Origin of the sequence: Variovorax ginsengisoli (genome assembly GCF_030811835.1) — a bacterium.
GTDB classification, from domain to species: Bacteria; Pseudomonadota; Gammaproteobacteria; order Burkholderiales; family Burkholderiaceae_C; genus Variovorax; species Variovorax ginsengisoli_C.
The window spans coordinates 299078-315949 of record NZ_JAUSRO010000005.1; the positions used below are offsets into that span (position 1 = coordinate 299078).

The window sequence follows — 16872 nt, forward strand, 5'->3', positions numbered from 1 at the left end:
CCGTGAGCGCCCCCACCGCCAGCGCGCACGCGCCCACCCCCTCCGTCCATGCCGTGAAGGCGTGGTGGCAGGCGTTGCCGTTCGCGCTGGTGTTCCTGCTGTTCTTCCTGATTCCCTTGGCGCTGATCGCGATGGTCAGCCTGTGGAACTTCAACGAGTACGAGCTCATTCCCGCGGTCACGCTGCGCAACTACCTGAGCCTGTTCGAAGGCTGCTCGCACCTCACTGACAACGGCGACCTGTGCGTCACGCTGAGCACCTACCTCAGCACGCTCAAGTTCTGCCTGCTGGTCTGGGGCATCACGCTGCTCATCGGTTTCTCGGTGGCCTACTTCCTGGCCTTCCATGTGCGTTCGGCGACCATGCAGACGGTGCTGTTCGTGCTGTGCACCGTGCCCTTCTGGACGTCGAACGTCATCCGCATGATTTCGTGGGTGCCGCTGCTGGGCCGCAACGGGCTGGTCAACCAGGGGCTGATGGGCATCGGCCTGGTGAACGAGCCGGTCGAGTGGCTGCTGTTCTCCGATTTCTCGGTGGTACTTGCCTTCGTGCACCTCTACACGATGTTCATGATCGTGCCGATCTTCAACTCGATGATGCGCATCGACCGTTCGCTGCTCGAAGCCGCCAACGACTCGGGCGCCACCGGCTGGCAGACGCTGTGGAACGTGATCGTGCCGCTCTCGCGCACCGGCATCCTGATCGGTTCGATCTTCGTCATCACCATCGTCATGGGCGACTTCGTCACCATCGGCGTGATGGGTGGCCAGCAGATCGCGTCCATCGGCAAGATCATCCAGGTACAGACGTCGTACCTGCAGTTCCCACTGGCCGCAGCCAACGCCATGATCCTGCTGGCGGTGGTGCTGATGATCATCTGGGGCCTCACGCGCCTCGTCGACATCCGCAAGGAGCTCTGATGAAAATGCCCCCACGCTCATCGCTTCGCGTATCGCTGCCCCCCCGAGGGGGCGCGTCAGTGCCTTCGGGCGGCCGGGCGGCACTGACATGAGCAACCGCATCGGCGAAAAACGCGCAGCGGGCTTCTGGCCGCTGGCCATCGTCTTCGCGCTGTTCGTGCTGTTCCTCTACGGCCCGATGATCACGATCTTCGTGCTGAGCTTCCAGGGCCCGGAGGGCGGCCTGACCTTCCCGTTGCGCGGCGTGTCGCTGCACTGGTTCTACAAGCTGGCCGAGGGCCTGGGCACGGTCGACATCGGCGCGGCCTTCCGGCGCTCGCTGGCGCTCGGCGCGGTGGTGATGGCCTTCACCGTCGTGCTGTCGGTGCTGGCGGGCCTGGCCTTCCGCAAGAAGCTCGCGGGCAGCAACCTGCTCTTCTTCATCACGGTGGCCAGCCTGATCATGCCGTCGATCATCATCTCGCTGGGCATCGGCCTGCAGTTCCGCCTGCTCGACACCGGAATCAAGGAAGCGCTGACCGCCCTGGGCGCGACCGACATGCTCGAGAACTACGGCACGGCGCTCGGCCTGTTCACCTCGGCGCTCGGTGCGCATCTCACATGGACGCTGCCCTTCGGCCTGCTCATCATGTTCGCGGTGTTCAACCGTTTCAACCCGGCCTATGAAGAAGCCGCACGCGACCTCGGCGCCACGCCCTGGCAGACCTTCCGCCACGTGGTGCTGCCGCTGATCGGCCCGTCGATCGTGGGCATCGGCATGTTCGGCTTCACGCTGAGCTGGGACGAGATTGCCCGCACCTCGCAGGCCATCGGCGACGTCAACACGCTGCCGCTCGAGCTGCAGGGCCTAACCTCGACCGTGACCACGCCCTCGATCTATGCGCTGGGCACGGTCACCACCATCGTCTCCTTTGCCGTGATGGCGGTGGCGCTGAGCACGGCAGCGCTGCTGCGACGGCGTTCGGCGCGGCCACGCTGAGACGGCGCCCGCCCACCCCACCCCACCCACGCCACGCAACGTAGGAACCGCGCCATGCCCCGCCTGCTGGTCATCAACCCCAACACCTCGACGGCGGTGACGGCCCTGCTCCATCGCCACGTGCAGGCGCAGGCGGGTGACCTGCTCGACGTGCAGAGCCTGACGGCACGTTTCGGTGCGCCCTACATCGCCTGTGAGGCCAGTTACGCGGTGGCCAACCATGCCGTGCTCGACGCCTGGGCCGTGGCACGCGCGCACGATTGGCGGCCCGACGCGGTGCTCATCGGATGCTTCGGCGACCCGGGCCTGTTCGCGCTGCGCGACGGCGCGGGGGTGCCGGTGAGCGGATTGGCCGAAGCGGCCTTCTCGGCCGCGGCCTGGCATGGGCGCTTTGCCATCGTCACCGGCGGCGACCGCTGGCGGCCGATGCTGTCGCGCCTGGCGCATTCGCTCGGCCATGGGCAGACGCTGGCCGGCATCCACACTGTCGCACCGACCGGCGCGCAGCTTGCCGAAGATCCGGTGGGCGCGCGCAAGCTGCTGGCCCAGGCCTGCTGCGAGGCGGCCGACCGCTTCCAGGCGCAGGCGGTGATCCTCGGCGGTGCGGGGCTGGCCGGCATGGCGGCCGACATCGAGAGTGCCGTGCCGGTGCCGCTGATCGACAGCGTGACCGCCGGCGCGCAGTGGGCGCTGCGCACGTTGCGCATGCCGGGGCGCACCGCCGCCGCCGCCCCTGCCTCCTTCTCTGCGGCTTCGCAGCCAATCACATCAGCCGCTGGCCATTCGGGCTTCGGTGTCGCGTGGCAGAGCGTCTCGTGGGAACTCGCATCGCTGGCCTGAACGGCATCAGGGATTTGCAGTGCGTCGTGCCGTGACGCGGTCCAGGGTGGCAAACTGGCAGGACCATGACCGTTGTCCCCTACGCCCCTGAGACCCTCGCGCGCGACGCGATCGATCAACTTGCCGGCCTGACCGTGCTCGACTTCGGCACCAACTGGTGTGGCCACTGCCAGCGTGCCCAGCCGCTGGTGGACGCGGCGCTCGCGCCGCAATCGGGCCTTCGGCACATCAAGGTCGAGGACGGCAGCGGTCGCCCGCTCGGCCGGTCCTTCGGCGTCAAGCTCTGGCCCACGCTGGTGTTCCTGCGCGACGGTACCGAAGTCGCACGCGTGGTGCGGCCGACCGACGGCGAGACGCTCGACAGCGCGCTCGCGCAGCTCGCACCGGCTGGCTGAGCCGTTCGGGCCGGTTCACGGATCTTTACGCAGCGACACGCGGTCCTTACGTTGCGTGCAAGGCCCCGATACACGGCGCTTCCAAACTACGTCTCACCTGCTGCCCTGTGGCAACAGGCTTCTTAGAAAGGAAGCACTCTCATGATCACCTCACGCCAACGCCTCCTCTGGGCCGGTCTCCTGGCCTCCGCCACCTTCGCTGCCTCGGCCCAGACGCCGCCACCCGCTGCACCCGCCGACGGCGCGCCGAAGACCGAGCAGCGTATGCAGCACAAGAAGCATGACGGCAAGTGGGCCGAGCGCATGCAGGAGCGCCGGGCCAAGCACCTGGCCGACCTCAAGGCGAAGCTGAATCTGACCGCCGCGCAAGAGCCGGCCTGGACCACCTTCACCTCGGCCACGCAGCCGCCGGCGCGCCCCGCACCGGGCGCCGACCGTGCAGCTGCACGGGCCGAGTTCGAGAAGATGACCACGCCGCAGCGCATCGATCGCATGCAGGCCCGCCAGGCCGAGCGCAGCGCGCATTTCGCGCAACGCGCTGAAGCGACGAAGGCTTTCTACGCCGTGCTCACGCCCGCGCAGCAGAAGACCTTCGATGCCGAATCGATGCGCCACGGCCCGCAGGGCGGCCCCGAGGGCCACCATGGCCCCCGCGGCGAACGCGCGCCGGCCCCTGCCAAGAGCTGACACCGAAGGGGCGCCCTGCGCCCTTTCGGCAGCCGCAGTCCTCTGAGCCCGCACCGTGCGAACGGTGCGGGCTTTTTCGCGCATCTGCGGCGTCTTTGGGGGTCCTGCCCGTGCCGAAGAAGGTGGTGCGTCCTACAGCGCCTCGGAGGTGGTCGATCTACAAACGAGAAAACCGTTTGAATGCCGCTTCTGTGACCGCAACGCCCACCTCTCTCAAAGTCATGACCGTGAACACCCACAAGGGGTTCACGGTATTCAACCGCAAGTTCATCCTTCCCGAATTGCGCGAGGCGGTTCGCACGGTCGGCGCCGACGTGGTGTTCCTGCAGGAGGTGCAAGGCACGCACGACCGTCATGCGCGCAAGCACAGCAACTGGCCCGAGGCGCCGCATTACGAATTCCTCGCCGACACCATGTGGCCGCAGTTCGCCTACGGCCGCAACGCGGTGTATCCCAAGGGCCATCATGGCAACGCAGTGCTTTCCAAGTTTCCGATTGCGAGCTTCACCAACCACGACGTGTCCATTGCCGGCCCCGAGAAGCGCGGCCTGCTGCATTGCGCGTTGCGCGTGCCGGGCCGGGTCGGCGAGGTGCACGTGATCTGCGCCCACCTCGGCCTGGCCGAGAACCACCGCCAGCAGCAGCTCGAACTGCTCTGCCACATCGTGCGCGACGAAGTCCCGCCCGACGCACCGCTCGTGGTGGCCGGGGACTTCAATGACTGGCGCGGCCGTGCCCATGAGGTGCTTGCCAAAGGCGCGGCGCTGCGCGAAGTGTTCGTGCATGCGAATGGCGCTGCAGCCAAGACTTTCCCCTCGCGTTTTCCGGTGCTCGCGCTGGACCGCATCTACGTGCGCAACGCGGGTGTCCATGCGCCGGTGGTGCTGCCACGCAAACCCTGGTCGCACCTGTCCGACCACGCGCCCCTGGTGGCGGAGATACAGATATGAACCGATGGCTCAGTGGCAACGGCATCGAACTGCTGGAGAACGGCGAGGACTACTTTCCGCGCGTGTTCCAGGCCATTCGCGATGCGCAGCGCGAAGTGATCATCGAGACCTTCATCCTGTTCGAGGACAAGGTCGGCAAGGAACTGCACGAGGCCATGCGTTCGGCCGCACTGCGGGGCGTGAAGGTCGACCTGATGATCGACGGCTTCGGTTCGCCCGACCTCTCGCCCGAGTTCATCGGCGGGCTCACTTCGGCCGGCGTCAAGGTGCGCGTGTTCGATCCCGGCCAGCGCTATTTCGGCCAGCGGCTGAACATCTTCCGGCGCATGCACCGCAAGATCGTGGTGGTCGATGCGCAGCGCGCCTTCGTCGGCGGCATCAACTATTCGGCCGACCACCTGGCGGATTTCGGCCCGATGGGCAAGCAGGACTATGCGGTGGAGCTCGAAGGGCCGATCGTCGGAGAGATCCACCGTTTCGTGCTGCGCGCGATCGCCGTCGGTGGCAAGGGCCCGGGCTGGTTCCGGCGTCGCCTGAAGGCGGCGGAGGTGGCGGCCGATGAAGTGCCGGCGAACCCCCGCAGGCTGCCCTCTTCGGGCGAGGCGGACATCCAGCTGGTGACGCGCGACAACCGCCGCCATACCAACGACATCGAACGCCAGTACCGCGCGGCCATCCGCGTGGCACGCCATCGCGTGGTGATTGCCAACGCCTATTTCTTTCCGGGCTACCGGCTGATCAAGGAGATGCGCCGCGCCGCGCGCCGTGGTGTCGATGTGCGCCTCATCCTGCAGGGCGAGCCCGACATGCCGATCGTCAAGACCGCGGCGAGCATGCTGTACCACCACCTGATCCATGCGGGCGTGAAGATCTACGAGTACTGCGAGCGTCCACTGCATGGCAAGGTCGCACTGATGGACGACCAGTGGAGCACGGTGGGGTCGAGCAACCTCGATCCGCTGAGCCTGTCGCTGAACCTGGAGGCGAATGTGGTCGTGAGAGACCGCACCTTCAACCACACCCTGTCGGAGCGCCTGAACCATCTCATGCGGCACAGCTGCAAGCAGATCGAAGTCGACCAGCTCACCGAGTGGAGCGGCTGGCGGCTGGTGCGCAGCTTCTTCATCTTCCACCTGCTGCGCTGGTACCCGTCGTGGGTGGGCTGGTTGCCGCGCCATGCGCCCAAGCTCACGCCGCTGGAGGCGCCCGAGCCGCGCAGCGGCGGCGCGACGCAGACCGACGCGGCATGAGCACAATGGTGCAGAGCGCCAGGGCCTTGCGATGACCATCGCCGCCACCGTCAGGCGATGGCGGCAGCAGCCATGGTGGCCGTGGGCGCAGCGTCTGGTCATCGGGGGCTTCTTCGTCTTCGTCGCGAGCCTGCTGGTGATCCAGGCGCGGACGATCGAATGGGGCGAGGTGTTCAGTGCCATGCGCGGCTATCCCATGCCGGTGCTCGCGCTGGCCGCTGCATTGGCCGCAGCCAGTCATGTGATCTACAGCGGCTTCGACCTCATTGGCCGCCACTACACGGGTCACCGGCTCAAGGCGCCCACGGTGATGGGCATCACCTTCGTGAGCTACGCCTTCAACCTCAACCTGGGCACGGTCGTCGGCGCAGTGGCCATGCGGGTGCGGCTGTATTCGCGGCTCGGCCTCGACGCCGCGATGATCACGCGCATCGTCGGCATCAGCATGCTCACCAACTGGCTGGGCTATTTCCTGCTCGCCGGCCTGGCCTTCGCGTGGTGGCCGCTGGCGCTGCCGCCCGACTGGCACGTGGGCATCGGCGTGCTGCGCGCAGTGGGCATCGCGCTCGTTGGCGTGGCACTGGCTTACCTCGGGCTGTGCGCCATGTCCGTGCGCCGCGAATGGTCGGTGCGCGGCCACCAGATCGCCCTGCCGAGTCTGCGTGTGGCACTCGTCCAGCTCGCGCTGTCGTGTGCCAACTGGGCCATGATGGGAGCGACCATGTTCGTGCTGCTGCAAGGCAAGGTCGCTTATCCGATGGTGCTGGGCGTGCTGCTGATCGGCGCCGTGGCCGGGCTGCTGTCGCGCGTGCCTGCCGGGCTCGGGGTGCTGGAAGCCGTGTTCGTGGCGCTGCTGGGCGCCCGGCTGCCCGACACCGCGCTGATCGCGGCCGTGCTGCTGTACCGCGCCGTCTACTACTGGCTGCCCTTGGTGGTCGCCGCGCTGCTTTACCTGGCGATGGAAGCGGGCGCCCGCAAGCTGGCAGTGACCGACGCAGCGCCCTCTTCGCAGTCCTCGCGGGTCTGAACGCCACGAAGCCGGTCATGCGCCGTAGGCCAGTTTTACGGCTACATTCGGCCAGAAACAGACTTGGGCAGAGTTCTTCATCCGCCCAAAGCACAGCGAGCACATCGCATGACGACCCTTCGTATCGCCCTTGCCAATATCGAGATTCCATCGAGTCCTGAGGATTCGGTTGAGCGCGTCCTGCGTGCGCTGCCCGAAGCAGCCCGTGCAGGCGCGCGGTTGATCTGCTTTCCGGAAGCATATGTTCCCGGTTATCCGTGGGCCGAGAGGCGGCCGGATCTGGTCAGTCCGGGGTTTCTGCAAGACGCCCATGCCACCATCGCGCAGGCGGCATCCAGGAACAATGTGGGCGTGATCCTTGGGACCGAGCGCTACGTTGCGGACAAGCCGCGGCTCACCGCACTTGTCATCCAGCCTGACGGAGAGGTCGCCGGTTTTCAGGACAAGGTGCAGCTTGATCCCAGCGAGGAGGTGCGCTACGAGGCGGGCAGCGAGCGTCATGTATTCGAATTGGATGGGGTGCGCTTCGGGGTAGTGATCTGCCATGAGGGCTTCCGTTACCCAGAGACCGTTCGTTGGGCGGCTCTGCGCGGCGCGCAACTGGTATTCCATCCGTTCTACGATGAAGCCGTTCCCGGCGCGTTTCAGCCCACCGAATTCGCAGATCCGCGCAACACCTTCCACGAGAAGACGTTCCTTTGCCGGGCTGCTGAAAACAACGTTTTTTTCGCCGCTGCGAATTGCGCGAGTCCTGGGTCGCCCACGACATCGGCCGTGATAGGACCGGACGGCTCGCTGCTCTGCTATCAGCCCTATGGGCAAGCCGGCTTGCTCGTGTGCGACATCCACGCCGCGGAAGCCACAGGTGTGCTCGCCCGCAGGCTCAGGACGAAGTCCTAGAGCCCGAAGATCTCGCGCAACAGGCGAGTGAAATCCGAAGCCTTGCGCCATGACACAACCATCCAGTTTGTGTTCTTTCGACTCATCAACGTGGCGGGCGAGCCGCTGACCGCGAGTGGTTGGCGCGAACTTCAGTCGATTGTTTTGAGCCAAAGCTTCGACCACCGGTTGGCTACCGCCGGCCAGAAGCGGACGGAAATATTCAGACGCGAGGAACGACGAAGTGGTCCAAATACGCAAAGCAGTCGCCGAGGATGGGGATGGTCTGTGGGCCATCATGGAGCCAATCATTCGCGCGGGGGACACGTATGATTTTCCTCGGCAGACGAGTCGTGACGACGCGCTCCGCGCTTGGCTTGCACCGGCTAACACATGCTTCGTGGCGCAAGATGGCGAACAACTCGTTGGGACGTATGTGTTGCATCCGAACCGAAAAGGCGGCGGTGCGCATGTCTCGAACTGCGGATACATGACTGCTCATGATCGCTACGGCCAGGGGATCGGAAACGCAATGTGCGCCCACTCCCTCATCCAAGCGCGCGCGGCGGGATACCGCGCAATGCAGTTCAACTTTGTCCTTGCAAGCAATAAAAGGGCGGTCGAACTCTGGAAGCGGATGGGCTTTCAGATCGTTGGGAGAATTCCAGATGCCTTTCTTCTTCCCGAGCAGCGGTACACGGACGCATTTGTTATGTATCAACGACTCTGAGTTCAGAGCTGCCTCCGGCCAGAAGCAGACTTTGCCCTCGGGCTCCTCGATGGACTCGCGAGGGCGCCACGAAGACGCCACCCAACCTGCAGGAGATTGGCGATGAGCATTCGGAACGTGCAGTTCCGGGGATTGACCATGTGGTGATCCGCACTGCCGATGCGGCGTCGCTTCATGAACTGTTCAGCAATCATCTTGGCCTTCCAGTGACTTGGCCGCTGGCGCGCGCAACGTTCGCGACTTTTGGCTGGATAGGGCTTGGCAACACCAACCTTGAAATCTGGGCCGCGACCGACAACTCCGATTTGCCAGCAGATTGTCCTTTCCCTCTCATCCACCAGATCGCCCTCGCGCCTGCTGAACTCCAGGAAACCCTGGCTCGCTTCAGCGCCATGGGACTCAGTTGCAAAGCTCCGCGGGCTTATGCGTCAAAGGACGACCGCGGAGAGATGCGAACCAACTTCACGAATTCAGTCGTCCAGGACCTCTCCAAGGAATCGTGTTGCGTGTTCGTCTGCGAGTGGGACAGCGATGCATTCATCGTGCCGTGGAGGAAGGGGTTGGGTACCCTGGAGCGTAGAAAACAAGAAAGAGACGCTTTGGCCGCCTGCGGTGGAGGCGCTCTTGGTCTTGTCGGCTTGAAAGAAATAGCGATGTCGTGCACCGACCTTGTCGGGGCACTCGACGGATGGCAGAAGCTTGCTGAGTCAAGGGCGGGAGGGTCTGTCCTCGCGATCGCAGACGATGTGGAGCTACGGTTGTCGGCCGGCACGCAAAACTTCTTTCAGTCGCTGACGTTCGCAGTCCGAGACCTCGCCGAAGCGCGGCGCTTCCTCGACAGTCGCGGCCTTTTGGATGGAGATGTGGCCGATGAGGTGGTGCTTTCACTGCACGTCACTGGCGGACTGCGTTTTCGCTTGGTTGAAGCCGTGACTGAGCACGGGCATGCCGATGTTTCTGCGCAGGGATTTACGGGCTACAGTTGGCCAGCAGCGGACGCTACCCAAACTCGGAGCGAAGAATGAGCTTGTCCATTTTGCTGCGATGCTTTGACATCGAACAGACCAGAGAATTTTACGAATCGGTACTTTGTTGCGTTGTCGCATCTACAGCTGAGAACACGATCACCGTCACCAAGGGAGGCGCCCATCTCATCTTCACAAGCCAAGATCTGTGGAGCGCAACGCCCGGTTTTTCTGGAACGATCTACATCACGGTTGCAGACGTAGACCAGTATTTCTCCACCATCGCAAGCAAAGCGTCCGTCGCATGGCCTTTGCAAACGATGCCCTACGGAGGCAGAGAATTTGCCATCACTGATTGCAACGGCTATCTGCTCGCATTCCAACAAGAAGGAAGTCGCGTTGTTCGAGCGGCACCCTGCCGCATGGCTTGAGGTCGCCAACGGAAGCCGCGCTGCGCGGCTCTTTCGTCACTTCGGATGGGGCAGCGAGGTCGACATTGGTGGCGGCGATTCCCGAATGAAGGAACAGCGACGATGACTGCTTGGGGCTGAGAAGGTGAGAAAACGCGAGCGGCGACGGTTGGTCAGAATCGGACCTTCGCGAGGTTAGGAAAACTTGCTCGTAAGCTGCCGTTCATTGCAGAATCAGGCTCCAGTTGGAGGCAACGGAATGCATGTTCGTCTAGCGCGTGAGTCGGACCGGGACGTTGTGTTGAGTTTGTATCGTGAGCTGCGGCCCAACGATCCAGTGCTCCCGTCGGAAAAGGCCTCTGAATTCTGGTCGAAGGTGAATGATGCACCCGCATCGCAGATCATCGTGGCCGAGTATGAAGGGCTTGTCGGTGCAACGTGCATGCTGGCATTGATTGCGAACATTGCAAGCGAAGGACGACCCATCGGTTTCATCGAGCATGTGGTGACCGCCCAATCATTTCGACGCAAAGGATTGGGCGAAGCATGTTTACGCTATGCGGTCGAAACAGGTTGGAAGCTCGGCTGTTGCAAAGTGGTGCTGCTTTCGGGAGTGCAAAGACCAGAAGCCCACGGGGTATACGAAAAAGTCGGTTTCTGTGGTGACGTGGAAAGAGGATTCGTCATCAAAAGACCGCGACCATGAGCCGCTTGAATTCGTCACGTCGACGCCGCGCGTGGCGCCCCGCGCCCACAGGCCAGCGCCGCCAGTGCCAGCAGCAGCGCGGCCACGCCGTACACCCACAGCGACGACACCACCGGCAGCACCAACCCTGCCACCAGCGGGCCGGTGCCGGCGCCGATGTCGCGCCACACTGAGCGTGCGGCCAGCGCCTGCACACGGCCGGGGCCCGGATGGCGATGCGCAACGATGGGGGCGAGCAGCGGCAGTTGCAGGGCTCGCAGTACGACGATCGCTGCAGCGCAGCTCCAGAGCCACCCGGCACCAAACCCGAGCAATGCGACCGCGGTGATCAACGACAGCACGACGAGCAGCCGCTCCGCGCCCCAACGCTGCGCCATGCGGCCCCCCACCGGGCTCAGCACGATCTCCGCGCCATAGCGCATCGCGAGCAGCACGCCGGCTGCGACGACCGCGCTGCCGGGCAGCAGGTCCTTGCCGAGGAACGACAGACCGATGATGAACAGGCCATCGAGCGTGAAGCCCTCGAGAAAGGACCATGTGTCCAGCGCGTTGGGGCGACGCGGATGTGGGCGCGACTGACCCAGCGCCGGATGCGGCAAGCTTGGCAGCCGGCGCGTGGCGAACAGGCCGCCCAGCGCGACGATGGCCAGCAGGGCAAAGATCGGCCGTGGCCCCGCGGCTTGGGCGAGCACCGCCCCGGCGGGCAAGGCGAGCACGGGTCCGAGGGCGATGAAGGCGCGCGAGCGCCCCGAACGCAGCGCCGCCCCCCTCGGCTCGGCCGTCGCGAGCGCCTGCGTGGACAGATTGAGCGCTGCGAAGCACAGGCCCCACACGAGCCGCAGCGGCAACAGTGCCCAGAAGCCCGAGAGCGTGGCGTAGCCGAGCGCGCAGAAGGCGGCAGCGACCACCGCCAGGGTGCAGGTCGGCCGGTCGCCGTGACGGGCATAGAACCGGGCCACATAGCCATAGCCGGCGATGCGCACCAGACGATTGGCTGCGAGCAGCATTCCGGCTTCCGCCAGTGTGACGCCGAAGGCCGCGCCATACATCGGCAGCAGGAGGTAGAGCACCGTGTCGCCGGGGAGCGTGGCGCCCAGTGCGATGGCGGCGTGCCGTGAATCGCGATCGGCGGCCATGATGGATGCAGGAGAGGCTGTGGGCGGCGACGATGACATGGCACGCATGGTGCGCCGCACCGGCGCCCCTCGACAAACGACATCGATGGGCGGGTACGCGTGCAAAAATCTCACGCATGCCACCGCCCGTCCCGAATCTCCCGCGTCTGCCGCCCCTCCATGCCGTGCGCGCCTTCGTGGCGGCGGCCCGCCATCAGAGCTTCACGCGGGCGGCCGTCGAACTGCACGTGACGCACGGCGCGGTGAGCCGGCAGGTCAAGGCGCTGGAAACCCACCTGGGCGTGGCGCTGTTCGAGCGCCTCACGCGGCAGGTCGTTCTCACGGCGGAAGGCCAGGCTTTCTTCGCAGACGCAGCGGCGGCGCTGTCGCAGATCGGGGCCGCGGCGACCGCGCTCATGGCGCGCGCGCCGACACGGGCGGTGCGCATCAATGTGCGGCCCTCGTTCGCGGTGCGCTGGCTGATTCCGCGTCTTCCGGCCTTCGTCGCCCAGTACCCGGGCATCGAACCGCAGGTCGTGACCAGCACCGCGGTGCCGTCCAAAGTGGTCGACGGGTTCGACGTGGCCATCCGGCGCGGGCTCCAGGGCTGGCCGCCGTCGATCCAGGTCAAGCCCTTTTTGGAGGACGAGGTGCAGGTGGTCGGTGCGCCTTCTCTGTTCGAGATGCGGGGTGTGGGTGCGCCACCGGCGCTGGCGGCGCACGTGCTGCTGTCGGCCCGCACCCGCAAGAGCGACTGGGACGACTGGCAGCGCGCGGTCGGCCTCGTGCGCTTCAAACCGGCCGGGCGGCTGCAGTTCGATCATCTGCACCTGGTGCTGCAGGCGGCGCTCGACGGCCTGGGGGTCGCGATGGGCCCGACCTCCCTGGTTGCACACGACCTCGCCAATGGTCGCTTGCTGTCGCCGCTACCGCACCTGCGCATGCCGCTGGAACGCTATTACTACGGCCTCGCACCAGACGCCAGGCCCGAGGCGCAGTTCTTCGCCCAATGGCTGGAAGACACGAGGCGTGCCGGCCGCTGAACGATTGACCGGCGCACGAAGAACCTGAAGCGTCATGTACGCACGATTTCCGAATGACTTTCCTGCGCTGGTGGAGCGAGCCGAAAAAACTGCAGGGCAAAACTTTGATCAAGGTGGACGTACATGTCTGGAGCTTGAATCGACATCATGGATTTGCCCTGCGGGACATTTTGCTGGTAGAACAAAGTAACCTTTTCCACGTGATATGACCATTCCATCTGAATATCAGCGCGCAACTTTGGAGTTCGAGCGTTTCATGGTCGATGCCCGCGATGCGGCGGGCCTGGCGACCACGAACATGGCTTGGAACATGGTGGTGGGCGTCTTGCGGGCTTTCAGGCGAAGGCTCTCGCTGCAGCAAGCAATCCGCTTCGCAAACGTGTTGCCCCCGGTCGTTAGAGCGATCTTCGTTTCCGATTGGGATTTCCAGGATTCGCCACTCCCCTTTGACCAAAACAACTCTCTTATCGACGAGGTCCGGTCTGTCCGTAGAGAGCACAACTTTTCGCCTGACTTGGCGGTTCAAGCGGTGGCACAGGCGCTGCGACGTCATGTTGACACTGCGGCCTTCGATCAGGCGCTTGCCAGCTTGCCGATAGGTGCCGCCGAATTCTGGACGACTTTACGAGACGGTGCATGACGGCCAGGAGCAAACTTTCAGTTGCAGCCTCAAATTTCGAGTCTCTGAGACATACCAAGCCATGAGTTTAGTCAGCCTGTCGGCACTTTCGTCCGAGGATGTTCGCGCGATCTGGCACCTGGTTGAAGCACCTGGCGTGGACGTTCAAGGCACCGTAGCTTGGTCGTTCGAAGGAAATGGCATTCGCACGCGCACGACGTTTCTGAAGGCGTTCCAAGAACTGAACCTGTCCGTCATCGAGTTACCGAATCTTCTGAAAACAGGCGAACGCGTTTGCGATCTCGCAGGCTATCTCGACCCCTTCTATGACATCTACGTGGTCCGAGAATCGAATCATGAACGCATCGCGGAGTTTGCTGCTTCGTCCCGGAGGCCGGTGGTCAATGCGATGTCGAGCGCCGGTCATCCATGCGAAGTTCTTACCGACGCCTATTTCATCGAAACAGTCATAGGTCCGATCCGGAAAGTTCGCATCTGCCTTTGGGGGCCCCCGACAAACGTATTTCGTTCGTGGCACGAGCTGGCGGATGTGATGGACTTTTCGCTAGTGCATATATGCCATGAGAGCTTCCACACGGGCACATCGAACGTAATCTTTTCATCGTCTCCCCTCGGAACAGCAGACGTGGTCATTACTGATGGCTGGCCTCGGGGCACGGAGCAGTTGAACAATCCGCTGTCGGTCGAGGATCTGAATCGAATGGGTCAGCCTGTGCTCTTGCCAACCCCACCGTTTGCCGTGGGTGGTGAACTTTCGGTAGATCCTCGTCGCTATCCGCGATTCGCCGGCTACGAGCAGAAGAAGCTCCTCTTACCGGTGCAAAAAGCGGTGCTTCAGCATCTGCTCACGATCTGAGTCCACCACAACCAGACCTTCCCATAATGAGCGACGTTGAGATTTACACCCCCACGGCAGAAGAAGTGCACTCGGGCGAATTGGGCCGCCGCATGCGACAGTTCAACTACGGATTTGTCGGCGAATACGGTCAAAGCCAGCCGGTCTGGGTCAGCGCAAGGGATGGTAGCGGCGGGCTGGTCGGAGGATTGCGCGGGTTCGTGTTCCTTCATTGGCTAAACGTGGAACTGCTCTTTGTTGACGAGTCGGTGCGCCGCCAAGGCGTTGGGCACCGGCTGCTTGCCGCAGCAGAGCAAAAGGCCCGCGAATTGGGCGCTCGCAATGTGACGCTGAACACGTTCGAATGGCAAGCGCGCGAGTTCTATCTCAAACAGGGTTACGAGGAGTTCGGCCGCATCGACAACTACATCCAGGGGTCCTATGTGGCTTACATGAAGAAATCGTTGAGGTCATAGAGGCTTCTGAAGGTCTGCTACCCGTGGCTGCTCGGGTGCCTTCTGCGGGTAGCCGGGCAGGAGTAAAAAGACGTCCATGAATGCTCTCTCCCAACGTGGAGTTCTTGCCGCCATCGGCGCTGCGGCGCTTTTCGGCGCCGGAACGCCCGCCGCTAAGCTGCTGCTCGCGCACACGAGCCCCTGGTTACTCGCGGGGGTGCTCTACCTTGGCTCCGGCCTCGGACTCTGGGTGTGGCGCCTGCTTTCCAGGGCGCCGACCGTCCGCCTGCAACGCGCTGAACTCGGCTGGCTGGCAGGGGCTGTCGTGGCAGGGGGCATGCTCGGCCCGTTGCTGCTGATGACCGGATTGGCCGGCATGGCCGCGGCGGACGCTTCGCTGCTGCTGAATGCGGAAGGCGTCTTCACCGCGCTCCTTGCCTGGTTCGTCTTCAAGGAGAACTTCGACCGGCGCATCGCCCTGGGGATGGTTGCCATCGTGGCCGGGGCCGCACTCCTCAGCTGGCCTGACAAGTCGGGCGTTGGAGCGCTGTGGCCGTCGTTGGCCGTCCTGGGCGCGTGCCTGGCCTGGGCGGTCGACAACAACCTGACGCGCAAGGTATCGGTGGCTGACGCGTCTTTCATCGCGATGACCAAGGGGCTGGTCGCCGGCGCGACGAACCTCGCGCTGGCATTTGCCACGGGCGCGACCTGGCCGTCGGCGGCAGTCGTTGCTGGAGCAAGTCTCCTCGGCCTCCTGAGCTATGGAACGAGCCTGGTGCTTTTCGTCCTCGCATTGCGGCATCTCGGGACCGCGCGCACCGGCGCCTACTTTTCGGTCGCGCCGTTCTTTGGCGCGGTGCTGGCCATCGGTCTCTTGGGTGAACCGCTCACGCTTGAGCTTGTGCTGGCCGGGGTCTTGATGGCCCTTGGCGTATGGCTGCATCTGACGGAGAAGCACGGGCACAGGCATGCGCACGAGCCGCTGGCGCACAGCCATGAACATGACCATGACGTTCACCATCAGCACGTTCATTCCGATGGCGCGCCTGCCACAGCCAAGCACACGCACTGGCATCGCCACGAGCCCATGGTTCACACCCACGACCACTATCCGGACATCCACCATCAACATCCCCACCCGGATTGAGAACGCCTTGCGGGCGCCTTGGTCGTATTTGGTCTACGGGCTATGCCGCTGTCTGTCGCTTTGCGAACGTTCACCGCTCTGCGCGCTGTGCAGCGCCTGCTCGGCCAGAATGCGGCCAGAACAGGACCCACGCGCCGAATCTTCCGCGGCACTGCAGGGATGTATGCAAAGCCGTACTTGGTTTGCCAAGACCAATGGCAGCCGCTATCCTTCCTCGCCATGGCTTGCTCGCACACCGCGTTGATTATTCCCACCATCCCAAGGATGGTGGGTTAGCGCGCGGCCTGAGTAGCCCAAAGCAACCCGCCCCGTGAGGCGGGTTTTTTCTGTCTCCTGGGGCTTTCATTGCCAAAGGAGATTGGAATGAGCGAATCCGATACGACGCGGACCAGTACCGCCCTTTGCGTGCCCGTTGTGCTTCATATGGTCTGCGGGAAGATCGGGGCTGGCAAGTCAACGCTGACCAAGCGCCTCACGACGGAGCCGAAGACTGTTCTCATCAGTGAGGATGATTGGCTCGCACGTCTGTATCCGAACGAGATTCATGCAATCGCGGACTATGTACGTTGTGCCGGCAGGTTGCGTGACGCCATGGCCGGCCACATCGAGGCACTGCTTGCAGCCGGCACGTCGGTCGTGCTCGATTTCCCCTCGAACACCGTCAAGACGAGAGCTTGGGCTCGCAGCGTTTTTGAGAAAGCTGGGGCAGCCCATTGCCTGCACTACCTGGATGTGCCCGACGAGGTGTGCAAGGCGCGCCTGCGTGCTCGGAACCTCTCGGGAGAACACCCCTTTGAAACGACAGATGAGGAGTTCGACCAAATCACCGCCCACTTCGTCGCGCCAAGCGCGGAGGAAGGCTACAACGTCGTGCGCCATGGTTGAACGCGAGCCACGAA

General features: G+C 64.0%; 21 protein-coding genes. 20 read left to right on the forward strand and 1 reads right to left on the reverse strand.

Annotated elements, in window-relative coordinates:
• The first annotated feature begins 2 nt into the window (after nucleotides 1-2).
• The 13 genes from J2W36_RS09670 (at nucleotide 3) to J2W36_RS09730 (ending at nucleotide 10738) form a co-directional block, all read left to right on the forward strand.
• Complete coding sequence (locus J2W36_RS09670; protein ID WP_307689503.1) at nucleotides 3-920, forward strand: ABC transporter permease; 918 nt, start codon at nucleotides 3-5, stop codon at nucleotides 918-920.
• 88 nt (nucleotides 921-1008) lie between these two features.
• On the forward strand, nucleotides 1009-1899 hold the full coding sequence (locus J2W36_RS09675; RefSeq protein WP_307689504.1) for an ABC transporter permease: 891 nt from the start codon (nucleotides 1009-1011) through the stop codon (nucleotides 1897-1899).
• Nucleotides 1900-1953: 54 nt separating this feature from the next.
• A complete protein-coding gene (locus J2W36_RS09680) occupies nucleotides 1954-2739 on the forward strand; it encodes an aspartate/glutamate racemase family protein (protein WP_307689505.1) in 786 nt (261 codons plus the stop codon).
• A 65-nt stretch (nucleotides 2740-2804) separates the two neighbouring features.
• Entirely contained in the window at nucleotides 2805-3134 is a 330-nt protein-coding gene (locus tag J2W36_RS09685; protein ID WP_307689506.1) for a thioredoxin family protein, read from the forward strand.
• 141 nt (nucleotides 3135-3275) lie between these two features.
• Entirely contained in the window at nucleotides 3276-3821 is a 546-nt protein-coding gene (locus J2W36_RS09690; RefSeq protein ID WP_307689507.1) for a Spy/CpxP family protein refolding chaperone, read from the forward strand.
• A 221-nt stretch (nucleotides 3822-4042) separates the two neighbouring features.
• Nucleotides 4043-4771 carry an endonuclease/exonuclease/phosphatase family protein gene (locus J2W36_RS09695; RefSeq protein WP_307689508.1) on the forward strand — a complete coding sequence of 243 codons (729 nt, stop codon included), beginning with the start codon at nucleotides 4043-4045 and terminating at the stop codon, nucleotides 4769-4771.
• On the forward strand, nucleotides 4768-6021 hold the full coding sequence (clsB, locus tag J2W36_RS09700) for a cardiolipin synthase ClsB (protein WP_307689509.1): 1254 nt from the start codon (nucleotides 4768-4770) through the stop codon (nucleotides 6019-6021). The genes J2W36_RS09695 and clsB overlap by 4 nt, the downstream gene beginning before the upstream one ends.
• 31 nt (nucleotides 6022-6052) lie before the next feature.
• Nucleotides 6053-7048, forward strand: a complete 996-nt coding sequence (locus tag J2W36_RS09705; protein ID WP_307689510.1) for a lysylphosphatidylglycerol synthase domain-containing protein — start codon at nucleotides 6053-6055, stop codon at nucleotides 7046-7048.
• 108 nt (nucleotides 7049-7156) lie between these two features.
• Complete coding sequence (locus J2W36_RS09710; RefSeq protein ID WP_307689511.1) at nucleotides 7157-7948, forward strand: carbon-nitrogen hydrolase family protein; 792 nt, start codon at nucleotides 7157-7159, stop codon at nucleotides 7946-7948.
• Nucleotides 7949-8171: 223 nt separating this feature from the next.
• Nucleotides 8172-8657 (forward strand): GNAT family N-acetyltransferase, encoded by a 486-nt coding sequence (locus tag J2W36_RS09715; RefSeq protein WP_307689512.1) that lies wholly within the window; start codon nucleotides 8172-8174, stop codon nucleotides 8655-8657.
• A 143-nt stretch (nucleotides 8658-8800) separates the two neighbouring features.
• Complete coding sequence (locus J2W36_RS09720) at nucleotides 8801-9682, forward strand: hypothetical protein (RefSeq protein ID WP_307689513.1); 882 nt, start codon at nucleotides 8801-8803, stop codon at nucleotides 9680-9682.
• Nucleotides 9679-10053 carry a VOC family protein gene (locus J2W36_RS09725; RefSeq protein ID WP_307689514.1) on the forward strand — a complete coding sequence of 125 codons (375 nt, stop codon included), beginning with the start codon at nucleotides 9679-9681 and terminating at the stop codon, nucleotides 10051-10053. The genes J2W36_RS09720 and J2W36_RS09725 overlap by 4 nt, the downstream gene beginning before the upstream one ends.
• 238 nt (nucleotides 10054-10291) lie before the next feature.
• Entirely contained in the window at nucleotides 10292-10738 is a 447-nt protein-coding gene (locus tag J2W36_RS09730) for a GNAT family N-acetyltransferase (RefSeq protein WP_307689515.1), read from the forward strand.
• Nucleotides 10739-10752: 14 nt separating this feature from the next.
• On the opposite strand, the gene J2W36_RS09735 is transcribed toward J2W36_RS09730, so the two are convergent.
• Entirely contained in the window at nucleotides 10753-11874 is a 1122-nt protein-coding gene (locus tag J2W36_RS09735; protein WP_307689516.1) for an MFS transporter, read from the reverse strand.
• Nucleotides 11875-11990: 116 nt separating this feature from the next.
• Here J2W36_RS09735 and J2W36_RS09740 point away from each other — a divergent pair, with 116 nt between their 5' ends.
• From J2W36_RS09740 to J2W36_RS09770, 7 genes are all read left to right on the forward strand, one after another.
• On the forward strand, nucleotides 11991-12896 hold the full coding sequence (locus J2W36_RS09740) for a LysR substrate-binding domain-containing protein (protein ID WP_307689517.1): 906 nt from the start codon (nucleotides 11991-11993) through the stop codon (nucleotides 12894-12896).
• Between the two features lie 53 nt (nucleotides 12897-12949).
• Nucleotides 12950-13105, forward strand: coding sequence for a hypothetical protein (locus J2W36_RS09745; RefSeq protein ID WP_307689518.1), 156 nt, complete (start codon nucleotides 12950-12952; stop codon nucleotides 13103-13105).
• On the forward strand, nucleotides 13102-13536 hold the full coding sequence (locus J2W36_RS09750; RefSeq protein ID WP_307689519.1) for a DUF2267 domain-containing protein: 435 nt from the start codon (nucleotides 13102-13104) through the stop codon (nucleotides 13534-13536). The genes J2W36_RS09745 and J2W36_RS09750 overlap by 4 nt, the downstream gene beginning before the upstream one ends.
• Nucleotides 13537-13597: 61 nt before the next feature.
• The gene (locus J2W36_RS09755) at nucleotides 13598-14392 is read left to right on the forward strand and encodes a Rossmann-fold NAD(P)-binding domain-containing protein (RefSeq protein ID WP_307689520.1); all 795 of its coding nucleotides are present in this window, start codon (nucleotides 13598-13600) and stop codon (nucleotides 14390-14392) included.
• A gap of 26 nt (nucleotides 14393-14418) precedes the next feature.
• On the forward strand, nucleotides 14419-14847 hold the full coding sequence (locus J2W36_RS09760; protein ID WP_307689521.1) for a GNAT family N-acetyltransferase: 429 nt from the start codon (nucleotides 14419-14421) through the stop codon (nucleotides 14845-14847).
• A 76-nt stretch (nucleotides 14848-14923) separates the two neighbouring features.
• Nucleotides 14924-15973: a DMT family transporter gene (locus tag J2W36_RS09765; RefSeq protein ID WP_307689522.1), complete on the forward strand. Its 1050-nt coding sequence runs from the start codon at nucleotides 14924-14926 to the stop codon at nucleotides 15971-15973.
• Nucleotides 15974-16336: 363 nt separating this feature from the next.
• Nucleotides 16337-16858, forward strand: coding sequence for a P-loop nucleotide/nucleoside kinase family protein (locus J2W36_RS09770; protein ID WP_307689523.1), 522 nt, complete (start codon nucleotides 16337-16339; stop codon nucleotides 16856-16858).
• Nucleotides 16859-16872 lie beyond the last annotated feature (14 nt).